Origin of the sequence: Aquimarina hainanensis (assembly GCF_042684685.1) — a bacterium.
Classification (GTDB): Bacteria; Bacteroidota; Bacteroidia; order Flavobacteriales; family Flavobacteriaceae; genus Aquimarina; species Aquimarina hainanensis.
Genome location: NZ_JBHULX010000001.1, coordinates 44,387 through 68,540 on the forward strand (window position 1 = coordinate 44,387; position 24,154 = coordinate 68,540).

Here is a 24,154-nt window from a genome sequence, read left to right on the forward strand (position 1 = left end):
AACATTTGTCTCCTTTATATGGTTTTATATACTTATATCTAGACAGTTTACTCAGAAAAATAAGAAGTGTATTTTTTTGTATTTTCTTTAGTTAAATTTGCTTTCTTGGCTACCTTTGCAGCATGATTGAAGACAAGAACACCCCCCGGACACAATTATCAGAATTAGGAGAGTTTGGATTGATAGAACATTTAACCCAAAACTTTACAATTTCTCAGCCATCTACCTTATATGGTATAGGTGATGATGCTGCTGTTTTGGACTTTAATCAAAAAAAATGTGTGCTTTCTACAGATTTATTAGTAGAAGGAGTTCATTTTGACCTGGCGTATGTACCTTTAAAACATTTAGGGTATAAAGCTGTTATGGTCAATCTTTCTGATATTTACGCCATGAATGCTACGGCGTCTCAAATTACGGTTTCTATTGCTGTTTCTAATCGGTTTACTTTAGAGGCTTTAGAAGAATTATATGAGGGAATATACGCAGCGGCTAAACTATATAACGTGGATGTTATAGGAGGAGATACGACATCGTCTACTTCGGGATTAATTATAAGTATTACCGCGACTGGTTTCGCCGAAGAAGATGCTATCGTGTATAGAAATGGAGCGAAAGACGGAGATTTATTAGTGGTAACAGGAGATCTTGGTGCTGCATATCTGGGATTGCAGGTTTTGGAAAGAGAGAAACAGGTTTTTAAGGTAAACCCAAATGTACAACCAGATTTAGATCAGTATTCTTATTTAATAGAAAGACAATTAAAACCTGAAGCAAGAAAAGACATGCCTGGTTTATTAAAAGCACTAGAGGTACAGCCAACCAGTATGATTGATATTAGTGATGGTCTTTCTTCAGAAGTAATACATCTTTGTACCCGTTCTAAAGTAGGGGTTAATTTATACGAGGATAAAATTCCATTGGATCCTGCAGTTATTTCTACATCAGAAGAGTTTAATCTAAATAGTACAACAGTTGCTTTGAACGGTGGTGAAGATTACGAATTACTATTTACCATTGACCAAAATGATTATCCAAAAATTAAGGCAAACCCTAATCTTACCGTTATAGGTCATATAGTGGATGAGAAAAGTGGTATTGGTTTAGTAACCAGAGCGAATGAGAAAATAGAGCTCAAAGCGCAAGGATGGAATCCTATTAAAGAATAATTAATTAAAAAAAGAAAGCTTATCCTTCTGCACGTTTCAGTTTTTTAGCGTGTACATAAGCGATAGCTTCATTTATTTCTTTTAGTTTTGGTGTCATAATTTCCAGTTTTCCTTTGCTGTTTGTGGTTACTTGCTCTCCACAATGGGCACAGGTATATTCTTTAATATGATGTGTCACTTTTTTGGATAATTTATAACTATGACCAAAAAGGGAACAGTAGATTTTAGAGACGGTAAATGACGAATTTGGGGTTGGGGATTTCATCTATTATTTTGTTAAAAGTTCATTATCAGTACAATAATACTATTTTTTTTTGATTAATGTAGGATTTATGTAGGAAATTTTAAAAAATAAGTCTTTTTTATGTCTTTTTAACGTGAAAATAATGCTTTTTATCCACACAGTTATTAACTATTATACTAAAAATTGCCTTATAGTGATACTTTCACATTTTTAAAAATTGTTGCATGCTCTCCAAAAATTTGGATTGATTTTCCAGATAGGTCATATGTCCTCCTGAGAAACCAATCAGATCTACTTTACACCTGTTGCTTTCTTCTATAGCCTGTTCAAAGGATAAAACAGGATCTTTTTTTCCTGCGAGCATTATTTTTTCTCCTTCGAAAGAAGATAAGATATGTGTTCTGTCTTTTCGTATTTTCATACCTTCGAGAGCAGATATAATTCCTTGTAATGGAGTTTGGGAAGCTGCTTCCTTAATTTTTATAATCTCCTGATAAAGTCGCGCTCTGTTTTCTTTAGCAAATAAATTAGCAATAGCCATGCTTGTATATGCCTGAGGATTATTTTTTACAATTTGTATAGCACGTTCTCTGTTTATTTTTCGTTCTTTACTGTCAGGAAAGGAAGTAGAATTAAGAAGTACAATTCGATCTGTATATAATGGGAATTCTTCTATAAATGCCAAGGCTACATACCCCCCCATAGAGTGACCAATTAATGTTACCTTCTCAACATTAATGACGTCTAATACTGCTTTTAGTGACTTTGCCATTTCTTCCATCGTATGTATATACCCTATACATCCGGATGCTCCATGTCCTAAAAGATCGATAGTAATACATTGGTATTTATTTATAAAGTGTGGAGTAATTTGATTCCACATACTGCTGTTTTCCAAAAAACCATGAAGAAATACAATAGCTTCACCTTCTCCCCTGGTATCATAATTAATTTTTACTCCTTTATAGGTCAAATCCATTTGTATCTTTTATATTTAAGTGCTAAACCTAATTAAATGCAGTTAAATAAAGAAACTTTTGTTACCGGATTTGCACTATTTTCTATGTTCTTTGGAGCAGGAAACTTGATTCTTCCTCCAAACCTTGGTATAAAATCCGGAGACCTATGGTTATGGGTATCTATTGGGTTTATTATTTCGGCAGTTATAATTCCTATTTTAGGAATTATAGCCCATGCGAGACTACAGGGAACTTTATTTGATTTTGGAAAAAAAGTATCTCCGTTATTTAGCTATATATACTGTATTATAATTTATTGTATTTCCATTGTATTACCCTCCCCGCGTACAGCTTCTGTTACACATGAAATGGCAATTGCTCCTTTTCTGGGAACACCTTCCTGGTTAACCAGTAGTATTTATTTTGCGCTTGTTTTGTTTTTTGTTCTCAATAGAAATAAAATAGTAAATGTATTGGGGAAATTTTTAACTCCGATCATTTTCTTAGTCATTCTTTCTATTATTTTTATTGGTATTTTTTCTACTCATACTCCTATGAATCCATCTATATTTGATACACCTTTGGTTAATGGGATTCTGGAAGGCTACCAAACTTTTGATGCTATTGGAGCCGTAGTTGTCGGAGGAGTAATTATTATTTCTGTAAAGACAAAATATGATACAGACTATAACGCTAATAAAAAACTGATTAGATCGGCAGGAATGATTGCCGGTATCGGACTGTTAGTTATTTATACTGGGATGATCTATACCGGAGCACTATATAATTCTTTTTTTGATACTCAGATTAGCAGAACCGAATTACTACAGGGATTAAGCTTTGAGACATTGGGAGTGATCGGGAGAGTAGGGTTAAGTGTTTTAGTCGCTCTGGCTTGTTTTACAACAGCAGTGGGGATTGTTACCGGAACATCTGATTTTATGAAATCTTTTTTTGGAAACTCTCAAAGAGCATATGTTATTACAGCTATAATAGGTTGTTTATTAGGAGTAATCGTGGGTCAATTTGATGTTCATCATATTATTGTAATAGCAATTCCTGCTTTGATGTTTTTATATCCTGTAACAATTGTACTCATTATACTGAATATCTTACCAGAAAGGCTTTCAGCCCCTGTTGTTTTTAGATCTGTCGTATTTATAACCATTCTATTTAGTGCATTGGATTTCTTTGTAGCAATAGGATATGAAGGGTTTGTACAGCCAATTTTGGAAATTCTTCCCTTAGGTTCTTATAATTTTGCTTGGATTTTCCCCGTAATTATTACATTTGCAGTAACTAACATTTTCTTTAAGGGGAAAAATAAATAAAAGTATAAGGGAAAAAACTACTATCTATTTAAGAAAAATACTTATTAAATGACACAATTCATTGTGGTCATAATCATACATTAATGGTGATTGTGATCCAATAGGGCTTAGTGACATAAAATTCGTTTTTAGGAAGTTTATTTTCTAAAAGGAACAATCTTTTGCATTAATTTTTCTGTTGATATAGGCTTATCAAAAATTCCCATTTTTTTTATTACACCAGTTAAAGGCTATCGTTAGTACGATACATGCTCTCATTGTTTTATAAAATTTATTAATCGAAGAGAAAGTGCATGTTGTCGATATCAATCAGTTGATAATCTGATATATACAAGAATAATGAAATCTTGTGTATACCTTTTTAAAACATTATTTATTAGAAAAAATTACTTTGTAAATGAAAAAATGTACCTATTTGATGATGCTTATGGCATTGTTAGTATCTTGTAATGATGATGATTATGATCCGCTGGGTCCTAGTATTGTGGACGATCAGCTGTTAGAAATTCTACAATCGGTTTCTAATAATGAAGGAGTATCCTATTTTATACTTCCTGATAGTGAGGATTTCTCAAAAATACCTCAAGATCCCTTAAACCCACTTACCAAAGAGAAAGTAGAATTAGGTAAATTATTAATTCATGAAACCGCAACAGGAGGGAGTCCCAAATTTTCTAAAATGAAGGGAACCTACTCTTGTGTTTCTTGTCACCATGCTGCTGCAGGTTTTGCTGCAGGGATTAGGCAAGGAAAAGGAGAAGGAGGTTCAGGCTTTGGTATACGTGGAGAAGGAAGAGTCATAGCAGAAGGGATGCCTATAGATATGCTCGATATTCAGCCAATAAAATCTCCAACAATATTAAATGTTGCATATCAGGATATTATGTTGTGGAATGGACAATTTGGAGGAACCGGAACCAATGCAGGAACGGAGATTGGCTGGACCAATATCCCTGAGAATAATTTAGGACATCAAGGAGTAGAGGTACAAGCAATCAAAGGACAGGGAGTTCACAGAATAAAAGTAGATGAAGAATTTGTAAACACCTTTGGATATAAAAATTTGTTTGATGCTGCTTTTCCATCAGTAGAAGAAGAAGACAGATATTCTACACACAATGCTGCATTGGCAATTGCAGCATATGAGCGAACTTTACTAGCAAATCAAGCTCCCTGGCAAGAATGGCTAAAAGGGAATTACAAAGCGATGAATGATGCGGAGAAGAGAGGAGCTATTGCCTTTTTTAGTAAAGGAAAGTGTTATGAATGTCATTCCGGACCGGCACTAAATGATGTTGCGTTTTATGCTTTCGGGATGGGAGATTTCGATAATGCTTCAGATGCGATTGTTACAGATATGGAAGGATTTGATAGAGTGAAAAAAGGTAGAGGAGGCTTTACCAAAAATGCAAATGATAATTATAAGTTTAAAACACCCACACTGTATAATATAGCGGATCATGGATTCTATGGTCATGGAGGAACATTTACTTCTGTCAAAGATGTGGTTACTTACAAAAATAAGGGAGTACCTCAGAACAATGAAGTTCCCAAAGAAAGCCTGGCTCCCCAGTTTGGAAATATAGAATTATCCGAAAAAGATATTATAGATATTACTGCTTTTATCGAGTCTGGGCTTAAAGACCCTAATCTTACCAGATATGTTCCGGAAAAAACAGGATCGGGAAATTGTTTCCCTAATAATGATGAGCAGTCAAAAATAGATACAGGATGCGATTAATGTATACTGTTTTTATTGCAAAGTAGTCAGCCACCAGGTGTTGCCGAAAGGATCTAATAATCCGGCAACTCTGGTGTCATCATTTTCTTCCATAGGTGCCATTACTGAAGTTGCTCCCATTTCAATACCCCTATAGTATACCTGATCAGAATCATTGACGTAAATATACATGGAGATTTGCTCTGCGGGATAATTTTTATTCGCTTCAGTAATAATTAATGTACTGGTGCCTATCAGTACCTCTGAGTGTAGTATTTTATGATTTTTATCTACCCTGCGTATCATTTCCTGTGCATTAAACAATCGCTTTATAAATTCTACAAACTCATCTGCTTTTTCTATAACTAAATACGGCATGACTTGTTGATGTCCAGCCATTAGCTTCATACGATTCATAACCCTTTTTTTTATAGATGCAAACGCCTGTTTTTAATAAATATTCTGATATACATCAAAGAAATAAGAGTAGTGATTATAAACAATATTCTGAATAAGATATTTATCTGATTATCGAGCTGATTTACCCGTGAACAAATTGACTAAGTAACTCTATTAAAAAAAGAAGCATTCGTTGGAAACAAATTTTCGATTTTAAAGCTCGTCTTGGGGTAGCACACCCTTTGGTATGGTCAATAAAAAAGGGACTGTTTACAGTCCCTTTTTATTTTATATTCGTTCAATAATTTATGAATTCATAAGTTCTTCTATTTCCTCTGCCTCTATAGGAATATTTTCCATCAGATTGAAGGGGGCTCCTGTTTCTTGTATAACAACATCATCTTCTATTCGAACTCCAAATCCTTCTTCGGGTAAATAAATTCCAGGTTCTACTGTAAATACCATATTCGCTTTCATCGGTTCAGTTAAGATCCCATAATCATGCGTATCCAATCCAATATGATGCGAAGTTCCATGCATAAAATATTTTTTATAGGCCGGCCAATCAGGGTTTTCATTTTGTACATCAGCCTTATCCAGTAATCCAAGTCCTAAAAGTTCTGATGTCATTAATTTTCCTACTTCTACATGGTATTCTGCCCACATTGTTCCTGGTACTAATAATTTAGTAGCTTCTTTTTTAACTCGCAATACTGCATCGTATACGGCACGTTGTCTTTCTGTATATTGTCCAGACACAGGAATAGTTCTGCTGAGGTCACTTTTATAATTTGCATATTCTGCAGCAATATCCAGTAAGATGAGATCTCCGGCTTTACACTCTTGATTATTCTCTATATAGTGTAGTACATTGGCATTATTTCCACTAGCAATAATAGGTGTATATGCAAACCCTTTAGATCGGTTGTTTACGAATTCATGTAGCAGCTCTGCTTCCAGATTATATTCCCATACTCCGGGTTTTACATAACCTAATAATCGTCTGAATCCTTTTTCTGTAATATTACAAGCGGTCTGCATCAGATCCAATTCTATCGGATCTTTTACAGATCGTAACCTTTGTAAGATAGGATTACTTTTTGCTACAGAATGAGCAGGATATTTTGCTTTCCACCATTTTGTAAAACGATCTTCTCTGGTTTCAGTTTCTACATTCGAGCGGTAATGTTCATTCGTATTTACATATACTGTATCACACTGTGTCATGATCTCAAAAAATATTTTTTCCAGATCTTGTAACCAATAAACAGTTTTAATACCCGAAGTCTCAAATGCGCGTTCTTTGGTCAGTTTTTCTCCCTCCCAAACAGCAATATGCTCATTTGTTTCTTTTAGAAATAAGATTTCTCTGTGTTTTTCATGCGGAGCATCCGGAAACAAAACCAAAATACTCTCTTCCTGATCCACACCACTTAGGTAAAAAATATCCCTGTGTTGTTCAAATGGCATGGTACTATCAGCACTAATTGGATAAATATCATTACTGTTAAAAACAGCAAGACTATTTGGTTTCATCTGAGACATGAAATTCTTTCTGTTTTTTATAAAAAGATTTCTGTCTATCGGGTGATACTTCATATGTCTGTATTTTTTGTTTACTAATGTCAGATGCACCTATCAGTATACTTCGCCGAAGAAAAACGCAGGATTCTGATAGATTGATGCTTCTTATTGAATTTTTTCAAAAATACTAAAGCTATATCTATGAATTGTTAAACAATATGTAAAAATTTTGACACAATAGTAACAATCCATATTTTCAGGCGATTAATCTTGATTATAAGCTTATTAGCCTATGATCACATCAATTTTAACGAGTTATTTCTTTATTGAAAAAACAATTTTATGAAGTCATTTATACCCTATTTTATGATCGCTTGTTCTGTAAGTGCCACTTTTGCCCAGCAAAAGCCGACTTCTGCAGAAACAATACAACAGTCGCTGATTCAAAAAAAACAGCTTGAAGAACAATCATTGGTTAAAAACATTCCATTTGAAAACATTGGTCCCTCTGTTATGAGTGGAAGAGTAGTGGATTTGGATGTCAATCCCAAAAACCCTTCAGAATTTTATGTAGCCTATGCATCCGGAGGATTGTGGTATACTGCCAATAACGGAACTACTTTTGATCCGGTAATGGATACTGCAGAAACCATAAATATAGGTGATATTGCTGTAGATTGGAAAAAACACACCTTGTGGGTAGGTACAGGAGAGAATAATTCCTCCAGATCTTCTTACGCAGGAACCGGGGTTCTTACTTCTGATGATAAAGGAAAAACCTGGAAAAATGTAGGTCTTACAGACTCTCATCACATAGGAAGAATCCTATTAAATCCAACAAATCCTGATGAGATTGTTATAGGGGTTGCGGGGCATTTATATTCTCCGAATGAAGAAAGAGGGATTTATAAAACCACTGATGGAGGAAAAACCTGGAAAAAAACACTCTTTATAGATAAACACACAGGAATCATTGATGTAGCGTATGCTCCGAATAATTTTAATGTTATGTATGCGGCAGCCTGGCAAAGGGACCGTAAGGCTTGGAATTTTACAGGGAATGGTATTGGATCTGGTATTTATAAAAGTACAGACGGCGGAAATAGTTGGAAGAAAATAACAACTCCTCAAAGTGGTTTTGTTACCGGAGAAGGAGTAGGAAGAATAGGACTCGCTGTTTTTGATGAGGAAACAGTATATGCAATTCACGATAATCAGTTTAGAAGAAAAAAAGAAAAAGAAGCAAAAAAAACAGCAGATCTGACCAAAGATGATTTTAAAACAATGAGTACTGCTGATTTCTTGAAATTAGAAGACAAAAAATTAAATGCATACCTAAAAACATATGGTTTTCAGGAAAAATACAGAGCCAAAAATGTTAAGCAGTTAGTGAAAAATGGTATGGTAAAACCTATCGATTTGGCAAAGTACTTAGAAAATGCAAATTCCTTATTGTTTGACACTCCGGTTGTCGGAGCAGAAGTATACAGAAGTAACGATGGAGGAAATAGCTGGAAAAAAACACATTTAGATTACCTGGATGATATCTATTACAGTTACGGATACTATTTTGGTCAGATACAAGTGAATCCAGCAAACAAAGAACATATTTATATTTCCGGGGTTCCTATTCTAAAATCAAAAGACGGGGGAAAAACATTTACGAGTATTAGCAGAGAGAATGTCCATGCAGATCACCACGCATTGTGGATTAACCCTGTAAATCCAAATCATCTGATCAACGGAAATGATGGAGGAGTGAATATTACTTATGATGATGGAAAAAATTGGATAAAATCCAATCAACCAAGTGTCGGTCAGTTCTATGCAATTAATGTAGACTATGAAAAACCATATAATATCTATGGAGGATTACAGGACAATGGAGTATGGGTAGGTTCTAGTACAGCAAGAGAGAATATGTCCTGGCATCAGAGCGGTCATTATCCATGGGAAAGCTTATTAGGAGGAGATGGAATGCAGGTACAAATAGACAATAGAAATTCAGATATAGTATATACCGGATTTCAATTCGGAAACTATTTTAGAATTGATAGAAGTACAAAAAAGAGAACGTACATACAACCAAAACACGAATTAGGAGAAGCACCTTATCGATTCAATTGGCAGACACCTATTCTGTTATCAGCTCACAACCAGGATATTTTATACCTCGGAGGGAATAAATTAATGCGCTCAATGAACCAGGGAGATGATTGGACAGCTATTTCCAAAGATCTGACCGCTGGAGGAAAGAAAGGAAATGTTGCCTATGGAACATTGACAACCATTGCGGAATCTCCATTTCAGTTTGGGCTTTTATACACGGGTAGTGACGATGGAAAAGTATATGTTTCTAAAAATTCTGGAGGAAGTTGGACAGATATCTCTGGGACATTACCTTCTGATTTATGGGTGAGCAGAGTGGTGGCTTCCAGACATAAGAAAGAACGTGTATACCTAAGCCTAAACGGGTACCGTTTTGATGATTTCACCACCTATTTATATGTTAGTGAAGACTATGGATCCAGCTGGAAAAGTATTGCGTCGAATCTTCCTTCAGCTCCTGTAAATGTAATACAAGAAGATCCCAAAAATGAACATATTCTCTATGTCGGAACGGATAATGGTGCTTATGTATCTTTGGATAGGGGAATATCATGGCAGCTTTTTTCCAATGGAGTTCCCAGTGTAGCAGTGCATGATATTGTAGTGCAATCAGAAGCAAATGATTTATTGTTGGGTACGCATGGAAGAAGTATTTATAAAACAAATATAGCCCCATTACAATCCCTCGAAACATCAAAACTAACGACTCCTCTTAGCGTTTTTGCAACTACTCCGGTACAATGGTCATCCCGATGGGGAACTACCTGGAGTAAGTGGTTCGAACCTTATGAACCGGAAACGATCTTTAAATTTTATACGGCAGCAGCAGCAAAAGCAAATATAAAAATCAAAACAGCTTCTGGAGCAGTAATTCATACAATTACACATACTGCAGATAAAGGGTTTAACTATGTTTCTTATGATTTATCAGTTACTGAAAAAGGGAAGAAAGCTATCGAAAAAGAATTTCCAGATGATAGAGTAGAAAAGAAGAAAAACGAAAAGTATTATTTACCTACCGGAACCTATACCATAGAGGTGACTGCCGGCGGGGTATCCAAGAGTACACCATTTGAAATTAAATAAAGGGAATACTATTAAAAAAGTCAAAAAAACATAATTAATGTAAGAAAAGAAGGGGCATTTACCCCTTCTTTTTTTTAACGATTTCTTTCTGCTTAAATAATAGGTAATAAATTCTTATCTTGTTTGATGATATACTCTTAACCTATTTTTTAATGACGCAAAATGACATTTTTAATGACGCGATTCATAGCTTTAATACTAGTTACTGGGAGCTATGCACACAATCTTACGAAGAAGTTTGGTCCGAGAATTTTTATAAAACACTCGGTTATATAAAGGAAGAACTTCATTTTTCTATAGATTATTTTTTAGATCATTTAATACATGAAGAAGACGCCGATATTTTCAAAGATAACTTCTTTAATTATTGTAAAAATGATGTAGATTTCAAACAACACCTCCAAATTCTTAATAAAAACGGACAATATCAATTATTCAAATGTGTAACGAATAATGAGCTACCCCCAGAGCTCACACCGGAACGACATTATATTTTCTTTTTTGAAATCCTTTTAGACCCGGGACAAGCCATTACCCAGGATAATTTTTATTTTAAAGAAACAGCTCAAATGACTGCTACCGGTAGCTGGTATGTCGATTTTGTAAAAAAACAAAGCTATTGGGATTTCGAAACAAAAAAAATACTGGAATATCCGGATGATTATATCCCTTCATTACGAAATTCTGCTCAGTATTATCCAGAAGATTGTAGAGAACAGGCTGCCAGCCTTTTTTTTAGATGTGCGATGAACGGAACTCCCTTTAATACCGAAATCAAAATGATTACGGCCAACGAAAGGGTTTTTTGGGCAAGAGCCATTGGAAAACCTATTTATAATAAGAAAAAAGAAATTGTAGGAATACGGGGAGTGTTTCAAGACATTGATGAGGTTAAGAGAAAGGAGTTACAATTAAAAAAATCTCTAAATACCATTACCTCTCAGAATTCCAGATTATTGAATTTTGCTCACATTGTATCTCATAACCTGCGGTCACATACCAGTAACCTGTCTTTATTAGTTCAGTTAATAGAAGATATAAAAGATCCCGAAGAGAAAAACAGTTTGATACACGAGATTCGAAATATTTCAGAAAGCCTCAATACGACCATTGCTCACCTCAATGAAATTGTAGCGATTCAAAATAATAAACATCAGGAAAAAAAGAAGGTGAACTTTATAGATACCTATGATGTAGTGATGAATGGTATTAAACATTTAATAGCGGAACACAATGCGGAAATCTATACGGATTTTAGCCAATTAGATGGAGTTTCTTTTCTCCCTGCGTATTTAGAAAGTGTTTTTTTGAATTTGATTACAAATGCAATTAAGTACAGACACCCCGATAGAAATCCGGTGATAAAAATCAAAAGTTTTCTCGATGAAGGGAATATGTCATTAGAGTTTACAGATAACGGTAGTGGAATAGACCTGCATAAAGCAGGAGATAAACTTTTCGGGATGTATAAGACCTTTCATGACCATAAAGATGCAGTGGGCATAGGGTTGTTTCTAACCAAAAATCAAATAGAAGCGATGGATGGAAGAATTAATGTAGAAAGTATTGTAGGTAAGGGGACTACATTTATCATAGAATTTTAGTATTATTGAATATGGATAAACAAATAGAATTAGCTTGTATCATTGATGATGATAAAATCTATGTCAATCTGGTAAAACGAATCATAGAAACCAGGCATCTATGTAATAACCTATTGATTTTTAAAGATGGGAAGGATGCGCTAACTTATTTTGAAACCCTACTCAACCATATGGATCAGGATAGTATTCCTGAAATTATTTTTCTGGATCTTAATATGCCTATCATGGATGGATGGGAATTTTTAGAAGGTTTTACTAAAATTAAAAACAAATTTGGAAAAGTCATAACCCTGTACATTGTAAGTTCTTCTATAGACCCGAATGATATAGAACGTGCCCGGGGGATTCAATCTGTCAAGGATTATCTGGTCAAGCCTGTGACGATAAAAGAATTAGAATCCATCTTTCATGACACGATAAAACAATAGTTATACATTCTATAAAAAGAGTCCTTTCGAATTGAACTCTTTTTTATGAAATAGGGACTGCTCTATTGTTTCTCGAAAAACAGATCAGGCCCATCTAAAAAAGAAATACCAATTGTCATGACACTATTTGTAGTATCAAATGACCAGTCAGAATCGTTTATCTTTATATAACAGATATCATTCATCTCCGTTTTATTGATACAAGAAATACTAATTAAATAAGTATGATCCCCAGCATCGTGCCAGTTACTTTTCTTTTCTAATCGAAGAATACCTTCTTCCATAAAGTGGTAGATGATGTTTTCTTTAGAAAAATCAGTTTCTACGATTTTGCCATCTCCACTGTAATCAAACTGCTTTGATTTCATCAATTTCCATTCTCCTAGAATACCGGTATCAGGAGTGCCGGAGTCATCATCACCTGAGCAGGCAAATAAAACAAAAAGAGATGCGATTAAAAGGATGCTTTTTTTCATCATGGGTTTATGGGATTTTTGCTGTTATACCTATGAGATGAGCAAGCCGGTAAAAGGTTGTTTTATTCAAGTGTTAAAAACACCTTAATACAGCTGTAATATTAACGGATAAAAATGTAATTTATTGTTTTTCAAAGGTTTTGTATAAAGGTGTAATGCCTCAAGACTTGCCCTAAAACTGAAAATTTGTTTCCAAGGAAAACCTTATGGACCTGTCTGAGGTAGTTTACTTGTTTATAGATTTTGTTATAGTGAGGTTATCCAATCTATAGGTAGTCGTCATACCTGAAGCATCCCCTCCAATATATCGAAACCCGATAACGATGTCTCCTTCTATACAGCCAATGGGAATTACTCCACTCGATTGATATGCTCCATATGCAGCATAAGGACCTATGGGAATATTGATATTTTGTAGTTTTTTCCAGGCAGTGGTCAGTGGATCCCCAGAATATTGATGGGTAATGAACACCTCTAGTAGCTGTCCTCTGTCATAACCAGCTGCAATATCAAAAAGCAATTGCGCCTTTTCGATTTCTCTAATAGCTATTTTGGGACTAATTAACCAACTGATGATAGGAGTTTCTCCACTTTTAAACCCGGAAATATTAACCCCTCTTGTTCCTTCTTTTCCATATCGGGAGCTTTTAAACAAAGTAGCACCTCCCAGAATGTTTTTTAATTGATACCCGGCATTCTCCAGATCTTCTTGTTTTTTATAAGTATTAAAATCATCCCGGAACAATACCTCCGTTTCATCCGATACCAAATCGCATATAAATGGTTCTGGGTCACAGCGATTTTCTTCTGTGAATAACATAGCAGTAGGGTCATTAATGATCAGATTAAACCGTTCTCCGTAAAAATCTTTACTTATAACACCATCAATAGCACCTCTTTGTAAGGGAAGGGATACTCCATTAAAATCTGCATATACACTGGTACTTAAAATAGCCAGCAGACCGGTTCTACAACTCTCTATGATGCGCTCTCCATTATAGACATCATAAGGTTCTGCAGCAAATGTTTTCCCTTTTTCTTGTTCATGAAACTGTAATTGAGAAATTCGTACATATCTAAGCAAGGTTTCTTGTCCAAATTTTTCTAAAGGGATCTCAAGAGGAGTAATTTCTTCCTTTTTGTTCATTCGTATCAATACTTCATCTTTTAAAAAAGAAGAAATTTTATCTATTTTGTTTTCGGATAGTTGTCCTAAAGTAGGCACCCCATTTTCTATTCCTATGACTAATCCATCTAATCGAACCAGTATTTTTCTGCCTATTTCATAACTGGTATATAAAGGATTCACATCAATAGAAATGACTATTCCTGCAGTGGGGGCTATTGTCTTATCTTGCAAAACAAGTTTTTTAAAAAAATTACCAGATTTATCGGTAGAAATGACATACCCTTCCATATAATTGTTTGTATCTGTAAAGAGAAGGGTAGCTGTTTCTCCTTGGAGAGATTGCTGTTGTGCAAGCATTCCCAGGACTGCTTTAATAGAAATTATATGTCCATCTATCACTGGTGTCGGTATGCTTGTTTCATCAGGGAGCTGGTATGAATTATCGGTAATACATCCCATCAATAGGATAAAGAACAAATTCCAGAAAAATGGAGGGTTTTTATAGCGTATCATGCTGATTTGTTTTTTTTTAAAAGCGTACATATAGGTTGATATAATAAGAAGTGCCATATCCGTAGTAGTATCGATTTCCGTATACCGGGGTAGTTGTTTCTGACGCGTCCAATAGTTGTCTGTAATTTCCTTTTCTAACTTGTTCGAATCCTCCTGTTTTATATAATGTGTTTAGCACATTGTTTATACTAGCAAAGCAACCTAACGTATATTTTCTTTGCCACTTCCATGATTTTCCTCCTATGATATTAACCAGAAAATAACTGCCTAATGTTTCTTGTTGCAACAGTTCTCTGGCGATAAGCGGGTCGTACTCATTAAAAGGCTGTCCATCGGTGTCCTGAATAAAATTAAGTGTCCTGGTAAAGGGACTGCTATTAATTCTTGCATTTGCAAAATAATTGGCAGAAATCCCAGTCCACCAGAATTGAGGATCCCGATAGGAGATTCCCAATTGTGCTGCAATTTCAGGACCAGTAGGGATATGATACCCTTTTAGGAATGATTTTCCCAATGATAGTGTTCCTCCCTGTTTTCTCAAAAAATCCCCAGTTCCGGTAATCATAAGGTTGGGGTTGTTTGTATAAAGAGCACTTCCTATAGAAGCGGCAGTTTTTAGTTCTAAACCAGAAAGGATCTGGCAAGAGGCTCCTATCTCTACTCCCATACTTTTTTGATCAGCATCTACCAGAACTTCGCGAATAAATTCTTGTGCCGTTCCTGCTAATGCTGTTGTATAAAAAGAAGATACGTTTGATGTATGTTGCAGTGTTGAATAAAAAGCAGTCAATTTTGTAGTAATACGATTTCCTCGGTATAAGTATTCTAGCTCAGTCGATAGTATTTGTTCACTTTTGAGAGGTTTTGAAGTAACTTCTTTTACTTGAATATTACTTTCTCTTGGAGAAATAAAAACCTGTCTCCATCCAGGGGCTTCTGTTCCGTACATTCCTGCTAGCCGAAACGAATGTTTCCCATAGATGTGAAAAGAAATTCCCCCTTTGATACCATAATTGACAAAATGTGCTTTATCGCTTTTACCCAGAGAAGCAACACCTTTAAATTTTCCATTTTCATAGGAACCTTCTCGTTGATGTGCAGTAGTGGAAAGCTGTCCTCCCAGATAAATATCTATTGTCTTGGAATTCCAGGAACACTGAGAAAACCCATTGATCGTTTCTGAAAACATAGTATAGTCGTATTTATAAGTATCTCCTTCTGTGACAAGCCTATTAGGTGTTTTTAGGTTGTTCTGGGCATAATGGATTTTTTCTTCATTAGAAAGTTCACTGTTGCTAACAAAAGCATCTACATCTAAAAATTGAGTTCCTCCCAATAGATCTCCGATTATTGCATAATAACGATTGTGTTCTTTTTTATAATTGACAGCCCCATTAAACTTCAGGTTATCTGTTGGTTTTATACGCCATTGACTCGCTCCATTCCATTGTGTTGCTTTTTCAATATCTTCCCGAATAGCATACGTAGCATTTTTTCCTTCTTGCCGCGTGATACTATTCGCTCGAATCAAATTATCCCAGTTAAGTTGTCCGTTTTCCTGAAATCTTTGAGTAGCTAAAAAGGCATTTTTGTAATTATGTCCTTTAGTTGTTTGTAAGTAATAACTTGGTAAATTTGCGGGATGCATGGGATTAGACCATCTGCTATTACCTCCACCACTTATAAATTGTATATTATCGGATATCTGTATGATATCAGTTCCTCCAATATCGATACTACTGTTTGTAGTTTTACCTGTTTGGAACGCAATATTAGTAAACAGTTGTACCTTATCAGATATTTTCCAATCGTGGGAGATGAATGCAATTGGCTTTTCAGTTTTTCTGACAGCAGCATTTCTAAATATTCCGTTTTGATATCCCCAATACGGATTGTAATATCTTCCTTTTAACCGAAAAACTTCTTCTGTAATAGCTGTATATTTTCCTCTTTTTAGAGGTGTATAGATTCCTGCTAATTGCAAGCTGTGTTTTTTCCATTTTTTTTCAGCTGCCAGAAAAAAAGAAATTCCATTATAATAGGTTCCTTCTATTAAACCTTCTTCCGTTTTTCTTTTGCTTAATGAAATGGTATAAGCTGTGTTTTTTGGAGATAGCCCTGTACTATAAGTCGCCATTAACCTGTTGCCAAATGTTCTGTTGGAATTGGCAAATGATATCTTTCCTCCTTTGGGGTGTGAAGAAGCACTCATGTTTATATTGGTTACTCCTCCCAAACTTCCAAACACGTATTCATTCGCAGTAATTCCGGTAGTAAATTCCTGATGCTTTGTAATATCATTTAACCCACCCCAACTACTCCATTGCGGACGATATGTAGCTAGTGAATGCAGGGATAAACCGTTGAGCAACACCTGTGTTTTTTGACTTCCAACGCGGCGATATCGATGAAATGTAGTACTAAAGTCATAAGCTAGTGCACTTAGAAAAGCATCTTTTGTAGCATGTAAAACATCAGGAGCGTCTAAAATATCATAAACAGGAGCTCCTATTTCTTCATCAGAGATGGTGATAGTTCCTATTTCATCATTGTAAAAGACCGCATCATATTCGATAAAAACAATTCCTAATGCAAGTATTTCCTTTGGATGAATAGTAATGGGGTATTTTTTCTTTTTGTACCCTTTTTTATAAAAAATGATGTAATGTTCCCCGATTGGAATCCGGATATTCTTAAGAGAAAAAGCACCCTGATTGTCAGATATGGTTCTGGAGGAAATCCCTTCTATGCTTACTATAACATCTTTTACAGCTTGATGCGTATGTTCATCTCGAACCTGCCCAGAGATACTGGTTACTTGTTGGGCAAATAGCTGTAAGTACATTCCGTATAGCAGCAAAAAAGAAAGTAGCCTTCTTCTAAGCTCAATACAATTCATACTGATATGGTTTTGCTTGAAAAGAAGTCCTTTTCAAGGTTTTAAGAGTCGCTGTTAAAAAGAAATATTCTGGGGAGGTGTACGTTGATATTCGCTATATTTAACTAAAAATCAAGTAAATATAAAAAAATTATGAAAAAACCATATGTTTTTTGCTCTCTTTTTATCATTCCATACTTCTTACTCTGGGGGCAACCCAAAAAAACATATCATATTCATACTCTGGGGTTTTATAATCTCGAGAATTTATTCGATACTATTAATAATCCCAATACGTTTGATGACGATCGTACACCCGATGGAGCAGACCACTGGACCAAGAAACGATATCAAAATAAACTAAAAAATCTATCTAAGGTTATTGCGGATATAGGTATAGACCAGGCTAAAAACACTCCGGTACTTCTGGGAGTAGCTGAAGTTGAAAACCTGTCAGTACTGGAGGAACTTATTGCACAACCTGCTTTGGCAGAAAAAACATACCGCATTATTCATTACGACTCCCCTGATAAAAGGGGAATTGATGTGGGATTATTGTATCAATCACATCATTTCAAACCTACTCATTCGCTTTCTTATGAATTGCTATTATATGAACATACGGACCCTTCGAAACGGGTATATACCAGAGACCAATTAGTAGTAAGTGGGTATCTCGACGGCTCACTTATTTATTTAATAGTCAATCATTGGCCTTCGCGAAGAGGAGGTAAAGAAAAAAGTAGTTATAAACGAAAACAGGCAGCATTATTGAATAAACGAATTACTGATTCCATCTATGGAATTGATCCTTATGCCAAAATTATTACAATGGGTGATTTTAATGATGATCCCGATGACGATAGTATAAAGAAGGTATTGGGAGCAGTATCCTCTCCTGATAAAGCTCCTCCCAAGACCTTTTATAACCCTATGGAACAACTTGCTGCCAAAGGAATCGGTTCTCTTGCTTATAGAGACCATTGGAATCTATTTGACCAAATACTTGTTTCTCCATCTTTGAGCAGACCATCTAATGAGGGATTGTTTTTATATAAAGCAGCGGTTTTTATAAAACCTTATTTATCGGTACAAGAAGGGGCTTATAAAGGATACCCTTATAGAACTTATTCCGGAGGGGTGTATACAGGAGGATATAGTGATCATTACCCTGTTTATATTCACCTGCTATATCCTGTAAAAGAATGAGGTATCAAAGTATTATATATTCGATGATTTATCAAATAATTTAAAATCAGGTATTTATGCGTAGTGTAGGGTTAGGAGGGTCATTGTATCTTATAGTTGCTACTGACCATAGGAAGTGTTTAGAAAAACAATTCTTATGAGATCTACAGTCAGTATAATAAACACGAACTAAATGATACAACTATGAATGAACATGGAATAAGTACCTATGAAGAAACAGAAACAATTTCTAGAGCAGTAGAACAGGTATCCCAAAAGCGATATAAGTATTTTAATATCAATGTCGGGTGGCTCCCGGAGAGAGGTAGTCCTAGCCTGCAAAAATACCTAAACAAGGTATTGACCAAAAAAAGAACGACATTGGCACCCTGTATCCAGGCATTGGACGATTTTATAGAATCTAATCCGGTAATTAAGTATTTGGTAGACAATGCCTGTAAGGAAAATGCTAATATTCTGGCATCCGGATTACCAGAGGTTACATCAGATAAGGTTCCGAGAATCCGGGATAAGGATGATTTACTCCATACATTTAATGCAATTCTTACAGAAGCACCACAATTTATTGATTACGATCTGGTAGGGCTTCCTTTTTCTGCATATGTGGTGGGGATTGATCCGACTCTGAGTGGAAGCACTTTATTTCGATTACCAATGTTCAATCAATATATGGCCAATATTCTCAATGAATGGAATACGTTTCTTGATTCTCCTGCGTCTAATGTAGGATTCAGGCATGAGAATGAGCAATGGCTTTCTACTACAGCAAAGGAGCAGTATGATTTTCCTATCTGGAAAAAAGACTCAGAAACACTTCCGTATTGGAAGTCCTGGAACTCCTTTTTTACCAGAGAGTTCAAGGACAGAAATAAAGAACGTCCGATTAGTGATCCGATGTCTAATCGTACACTGATATGTCCTAATGATGGATCTATGTACCGCTGGAGAGCTAACATTAAGAAGAAGGATGTATTCTGGTTTAAGGATATGCAATATTCCTTATCTGATATTCTTAGTTCTTCTGTTCCGGAACAGCAAGAGCTGATTGATCAACATGATTTGATCAATATTTTTAGTGGCGGGTACATATTCCAGACCTACCTGAATCCATATAATTTTCACCGATGGTGGTGCCCGGCAAACGCAACGGTTTTGTTTACTCCTTTTGTAGTTCCCGGATGCTTCTTTAATAAACTGGTGCTTCCGGATTTTGGAGGGGCTACCACCGCATCATTACCCTATCTGGCAGAGGTTAATGCCCGGGGGATTATCGTTTTCAAAACCAAAGAATATGGACATATTTGCTGTATACCATTAGGAATGAGTGAAGTTTCAACCATCTCATTTGATTCGAATTTAGTAGCAGGAGCTACAGTAACCAAGGGACAGGAAATGGGAATGTTTAATTATGGAGGATCTTCTTTTGCTGTTATTTATGAACGATTACCGGGTAAAAAATTGATTTTTGAAAACAGCGATGGGGTTCCTTATGATCAGGATCCGGTAGTAGCCAGCGGCAGTTCTGGTACAGGAGGAGAAGTCACTCTAATAGGGGCTAAAATAGGTATGTGGAAAACAGTCATTCTCAACCAATCTCTGGATCTTAGTGTTGCTGCCCCAATTCCTACATCACAGCTTTCTATCGCAGGATATACACATGCACAATATAATGAGACCTACGCTACCTGGGCATTGCTGCATAAGGGAGTCATCGATTTCCAATTGTATGTCGATGAACCGGTCTATTTTAACCTAAAAATGTCGGTCTGTGCAGCATTAGTAGATGGGGTTGCCAATGCCCCTGCGACCGTTCGGGTAAATGGAGTTGTAGTATGTAGGATAGCTCCCAAGGATGGAAACTTTAGCACTGCCACTCAGTTAGTAGCGGATTATTTACTGACAACCGGGCAGAATATTATTGCTATTAGTCTGGATGATCAGGCTACGGGACAGTTGTTTATCAATAACATAACCATAGGTGCATAAATCATATGCCTGACACTTGATCGGTGAACATACCTGGTTCTCAATGATCAGCCTTAGATAAGCAGAAATTATAACAATGGCTTTGATTTCTATAAAGAAGGCAAAGCCTGTTTGGACTATGGTTCGTTATACTCTGTTTTGTAGCTACCGGAGAAACCTTAAAACCAATTACAGAGACAATCATAAAAAAATATGTTTATAAAACGCCCTAATTAGAAAGCAAACCACTTTGGGACTGGTCTGCGAGGCATTCGTGGGAAACAAATTTTCAATTTCAAGGCAAGTCTCGGGGTATTGGTCTTTGACAGTGCCGTTGGAACACAAAAAAATACGGCTTTATTCTTAGTGCTACAGAATAAAGCCGTTTTTACTCCTCCATAGCATATTGCTATAAGAAAAATAAATTTGAAAATAATACCCAATCAACGTAGAACCTATGCAGTTACGTCGAATGCAAATATAACCGCTCTTATCATTCGCCGGATACTGCATAACAACAGGATTTTTATGGGTATTGATCTGAGCGTAGTTTTTACTAATATAAAGAGGCTCACTACCCGGATTTTATACGGTATATTTTTTAATTTTCAGATAAGAAATTCAGTGATAAAAAGTAAAATACCTCGGAGTATAATACCCCAAGGTAGTGTTGATAAAACAGCCCTCAATACCCGAGAGCTGTTTTTTATTCGATAATCAATATTTTCCCGTGGAGGTTATTTATTCTTCTTCTTCGACAAATTCTGGATATAGAAAATTGTTATAAGGAAATCGTGTGACATGAATTTCCCGAACTTCTTTATAGACTCTTTTTCTAAAAGTTTCCATGTTCTGTTTATTAATTGCCGAGATAAACAAGGCATTATCCCCGATACGACTCATCCAGGTTTGTTTCCATTCCTCTAAGGTATAATGAGCAGGAGTTCTTTCTGTGGTCAGATCATCTTCATCAATGGTTTCATGCTGATAGGCATCGATCTTATTAAATACCATAATTGTCGGTTTTCCCATACTCTCGATTTCTTTTAGAATACCATTTACCGACTCGATATGATCTTCGAACTGAGGGTGAGAAATATCTACCACATGAAGAAGGAGGTCCGCCTCTCGTACTTCATCCAGGGTACTTTTAAAACTTTCTACTAATTGGGTAGGCAATTTTCTGATAAACCCTACGGTATCACTAAGTAAAAAAGGAAGATTCCCGATCACCACTTTTCTTACGGTGGTATCCAGGGTAGCAAAGAGTTTATTCTCTGCAAATACCTTACTCTTAGCGATGACATTCATCAGGGTAGATTTCCCTACATTGGTATATCCCACCAGTGCAACACGAACGAGTTTCCCCCGGTTTCCGCGCTGAGTTGCCATTTGTTTATCAATAGTGAGTAATTTCTTTTTTAGCAAAGAGATACGATCCCGAACGATACGACGGTCCGTCTCGATTTCTGTTTCTCCAGGACCACGCATTCCAATTCCTCCACGCTGTCTTTCCAAGTGAGTCCACAGCCCGGTTAATCGGGGTAACAAGTATTGATATTGTGCAAGTTCTACCTGAGTTCTGGCATAACTGGTTTGTGCCCGTTGGGCAAAAATATCCAAAATCAAATTCGTACGATCGATAATTTTCGCTTTGAGAATACGTTCGATATTGCGCTGCTGAGCAGGACTGAGTTCATCATCAAAAACCACTGTACCAATATCGTGTTGCTCTACATATGCTTTTACATCTTCCATTTTCCCCGTACCGATAAATGTCTTGGAATTCGGAACATCCATCTTTTGGGTAAATCGCTTAACAACTTCTCCTCCGGCAGTATAGGTTAGAAACGCCAACTCATCCAAAAACTCATTTAGCTTTTCCTCATCTTGATTCTTTGTTATGATACCTATTAAAATTGCTTTTTCATAGGCAATATCCTTCTTTTCTAACATTGATTAACTTTTGTGCTTTCGATACTACGACAGTATATTTATACTACTTAATGTGCAAATGTACAATATTGTCTGCTCATGAATTTGTACTTTCAGTATTTGCATGTAATTTTACTGCTATGGCAACTAAATATTTTAAGAAGAAAGCAACCAATCTCCACACAGTGGCATTTTATAATCTGGAAAACCTGTTTGATACCATTGATGATACTAAAACTCTGGATGATGATTTTCTACCAGATGCAGAAAAAAGATGGAGCATAAAACGATATGAGAAGAAAATTACCAAATTAGGAACCGCTATTTCGAATATCGGATTTGCTTGTTCTGGAAAAGCACCGGTAATTGTTGGAGTAGCAGAAATTGAAAACAGGAAAGTACTGGAGGATCTTGTGGCGTCAAAACACTTAATGAATAAACACTACGGAATTGTACATTATAATTCTCCGGATGAACGAGGGATTGATGTAGGATTACTCTACCAGAAAGAACATTTCGAGCTGTTGCATTCCGAGAGTATAACTGTACTGGTATATAACGATAATGGTGAACGGGATTATACCCGGGATATCTTATGGGTTACCGGACGACTCCATGGCGAAGAAATACATATTTTGGTCAATCATTGGCCTTCCAGAAGAGACGGAGCAGCATCGACGGCTGATAAAAGGATTGTAGCAGCAGAAAAAAATAGAGAAGTAATTGATCGAATTAGAGAAGGTGATCCGGAAGCAAAAATTATCATCATGGGAGATTTTAATGATGACCCTTCCTGTGAGAGTGTAAAAGAACATCTGGTACAAGAAGATCTCTTTAATCCAATGGAGCAATTACTAACTAAGTACAGTGGAAGCCTTAATTATAGAAATCAATGGAACCTTTTTGATCAGATTATTTTTACACATAATTTTCATCGATACGAAAAAGGAAAACACAGTTTTTCCAAAGCAGCAATTTTTGATGATGATTTTCTAAAAATTTATAAAGGAAGGCATAAAGGAAGACCCTTTAGAACCTACTCAGGAAAACGGTATAAAGGGGGATATAGCGACCATTTTCCAGTCTATTTACAGCTAAAGCTTAATTAATTGCAAAAAAAAAGAGAAAAAAACTACTATAAAGTAAGATAAATTCAATCCGAAAGAGCAATAAACCTTTGTCTCATTCGGGTTTTTGTTTATATAATAACAAGGGGATCAGGTAATACTAGTATGGCATAGAAGTACAATTAATATTTTTTTTACAAAATATTAACATTTTCTTTCCTTAAAAGGCATACTTTCCACGCCTTAACAATGACACCTGGTATGACCTGAAATTACAAAACAACAAACACAATTTTATCAAATTATAAAAACGATAAAGAAGGAGTTTTTATCAGATTATGGCATGAAATTACTGAGAAAGGGCGGTTTCATACAGGGATTTTAATGCCTGATGATTTGTAGTGATAAT

17 protein-coding genes are annotated in these 24,154 nt (G+C 35.7%); 9 read left to right on the forward strand and 8 right to left on the reverse strand.

Features of this window, described 5'->3' with window-relative positions; genetic code table 11:
- The first annotated feature begins 122 nt into the window (after window positions 1-122).
- On the forward strand, window positions 123-1,169 hold the full coding sequence (gene thiL, locus ACFSTE_RS00220; protein ID WP_176028142.1) for a thiamine-phosphate kinase: 1,047 nt from the start codon (window positions 123-125) through the stop codon (window positions 1,167-1,169).
- Between the two features lie 19 nt (window positions 1,170-1,188).
- Here the strand turns inward: thiL and ACFSTE_RS00225 are convergent, their stop codons facing one another.
- Window positions 1,189-1,434: a hypothetical protein gene (locus ACFSTE_RS00225; protein ID WP_176028141.1), complete on the reverse strand. Its 246-nt coding sequence runs from the start codon at window positions 1,432-1,434 to the stop codon at window positions 1,189-1,191.
- Window positions 1,435-1,615: 181 nt separating this feature from the next.
- The gene (locus ACFSTE_RS00230; protein WP_378257832.1) at window positions 1,616-2,392 is read right to left on the reverse strand and encodes an alpha/beta fold hydrolase; all 777 of its coding nucleotides are present in this window, start codon (window positions 2,390-2,392) and stop codon (window positions 1,616-1,618) included.
- A gap of 36 nt (window positions 2,393-2,428) precedes the next feature.
- Here ACFSTE_RS00230 and brnQ point away from each other — a divergent pair, with 36 nt between their 5' ends.
- Together brnQ and ACFSTE_RS00240 are read left to right on the forward strand one after the other, a co-directional pair.
- On the forward strand, window positions 2,429-3,703 hold the full coding sequence (gene brnQ, locus ACFSTE_RS00235) for a branched-chain amino acid transport system II carrier protein (protein ID WP_378257834.1): 1,275 nt from the start codon (window positions 2,429-2,431) through the stop codon (window positions 3,701-3,703).
- Window positions 3,704-4,100: 397 nt separating this feature from the next.
- Window positions 4,101-5,444 carry a cytochrome-c peroxidase gene (locus tag ACFSTE_RS00240; RefSeq protein ID WP_176028138.1) on the forward strand — a complete coding sequence of 448 codons (1,344 nt, stop codon included), beginning with the start codon at window positions 4,101-4,103 and terminating at the stop codon, window positions 5,442-5,444.
- A gap of 12 nt (window positions 5,445-5,456) precedes the next feature.
- On the opposite strand, the gene ACFSTE_RS00245 is transcribed toward ACFSTE_RS00240, so the two are convergent.
- Together ACFSTE_RS00245 and ACFSTE_RS00250 are read right to left on the reverse strand one after the other, a co-directional pair.
- The gene (locus ACFSTE_RS00245) at window positions 5,457-5,840 is read right to left on the reverse strand and encodes a hypothetical protein (RefSeq protein WP_176028137.1); all 384 of its coding nucleotides are present in this window, start codon (window positions 5,838-5,840) and stop codon (window positions 5,457-5,459) included.
- A gap of 288 nt (window positions 5,841-6,128) precedes the next feature.
- A complete protein-coding gene (locus ACFSTE_RS00250; protein WP_176028136.1) occupies window positions 6,129-7,421 on the reverse strand; it encodes an aminopeptidase P family protein in 1,293 nt (430 codons plus the stop codon).
- Window positions 7,422-7,688: 267 nt separating this feature from the next.
- On the opposite strand from ACFSTE_RS00250, the gene ACFSTE_RS00255 reads away from it, so the two are divergent.
- The 3 genes from ACFSTE_RS00255 (at window position 7,689) to ACFSTE_RS00265 (ending at window position 12,573) form a co-directional block, all read left to right on the forward strand.
- Entirely contained in the window at window positions 7,689-10,541 is a 2,853-nt protein-coding gene (locus ACFSTE_RS00255) for a VPS10 domain-containing protein (protein ID WP_378257837.1), read from the forward strand.
- A 152-nt stretch (window positions 10,542-10,693) separates the two neighbouring features.
- Window positions 10,694-12,145: a sensor histidine kinase gene (locus ACFSTE_RS00260; protein ID WP_176028134.1), complete on the forward strand. Its 1,452-nt coding sequence runs from the start codon at window positions 10,694-10,696 to the stop codon at window positions 12,143-12,145.
- Window positions 12,146-12,156: 11 nt separating this feature from the next.
- Window positions 12,157-12,573 (forward strand): response regulator, encoded by a 417-nt coding sequence (locus ACFSTE_RS00265; RefSeq protein WP_176028133.1) that lies wholly within the window; start codon window positions 12,157-12,159, stop codon window positions 12,571-12,573.
- A 62-nt stretch (window positions 12,574-12,635) separates the two neighbouring features.
- Here ACFSTE_RS00265 and ACFSTE_RS00270 read toward each other — a convergent pair whose 3' ends face one another.
- The 3 genes from ACFSTE_RS00270 to ACFSTE_RS00280 all read right to left on the reverse strand — a co-directional run bounded on the left by ACFSTE_RS00270 (window position 12,636) and on the right by ACFSTE_RS00280 (window position 17,590).
- Window positions 12,636-13,052: a hypothetical protein gene (locus ACFSTE_RS00270; protein WP_378257839.1), complete on the reverse strand. Its 417-nt coding sequence runs from the start codon at window positions 13,050-13,052 to the stop codon at window positions 12,636-12,638.
- A gap of 223 nt (window positions 13,053-13,275) precedes the next feature.
- Window positions 13,276-14,691 (reverse strand): DUF5689 domain-containing protein, encoded by a 1,416-nt coding sequence (locus ACFSTE_RS00275; RefSeq protein ID WP_378257841.1) that lies wholly within the window; start codon window positions 14,689-14,691, stop codon window positions 13,276-13,278.
- A gap of 16 nt (window positions 14,692-14,707) precedes the next feature.
- On the reverse strand, window positions 14,708-17,590 hold the full coding sequence (locus tag ACFSTE_RS00280) for a carboxypeptidase-like regulatory domain-containing protein (protein WP_378257843.1): 2,883 nt from the start codon (window positions 17,588-17,590) through the stop codon (window positions 14,708-14,710).
- A 132-nt stretch (window positions 17,591-17,722) separates the two neighbouring features.
- On the opposite strand from ACFSTE_RS00280, the gene ACFSTE_RS00285 reads away from it, so the two are divergent.
- Both ACFSTE_RS00285 and ACFSTE_RS00290 read left to right on the forward strand, forming a co-directional pair.
- The gene (locus tag ACFSTE_RS00285) at window positions 17,723-18,778 is read left to right on the forward strand and encodes an endonuclease/exonuclease/phosphatase family protein (RefSeq protein WP_378257845.1); all 1,056 of its coding nucleotides are present in this window, start codon (window positions 17,723-17,725) and stop codon (window positions 18,776-18,778) included.
- A 183-nt stretch (window positions 18,779-18,961) separates the two neighbouring features.
- On the forward strand, window positions 18,962-20,764 hold the full coding sequence (locus ACFSTE_RS00290; protein WP_378257847.1) for a phophatidylserine decarboxylase associated domain-containing protein: 1,803 nt from the start codon (window positions 18,962-18,964) through the stop codon (window positions 20,762-20,764).
- Between the two features lie 720 nt (window positions 20,765-21,484).
- Here ACFSTE_RS00290 and hflX read toward each other — a convergent pair.
- A complete protein-coding gene (gene hflX, locus ACFSTE_RS00295; RefSeq protein ID WP_176028127.1) occupies window positions 21,485-22,699 on the reverse strand; it encodes a GTPase HflX in 1,215 nt (404 codons plus the stop codon).
- Window positions 22,700-22,818: 119 nt separating this feature from the next.
- Here hflX and ACFSTE_RS00300 point away from each other — a divergent pair, with 119 nt between their 5' ends.
- Complete coding sequence (locus ACFSTE_RS00300) at window positions 22,819-23,787, forward strand: endonuclease/exonuclease/phosphatase family protein (protein ID WP_176028126.1); 969 nt, start codon at window positions 22,819-22,821, stop codon at window positions 23,785-23,787.
- The last annotated feature ends 367 nt before the right edge of the window (window positions 23,788-24,154 follow it).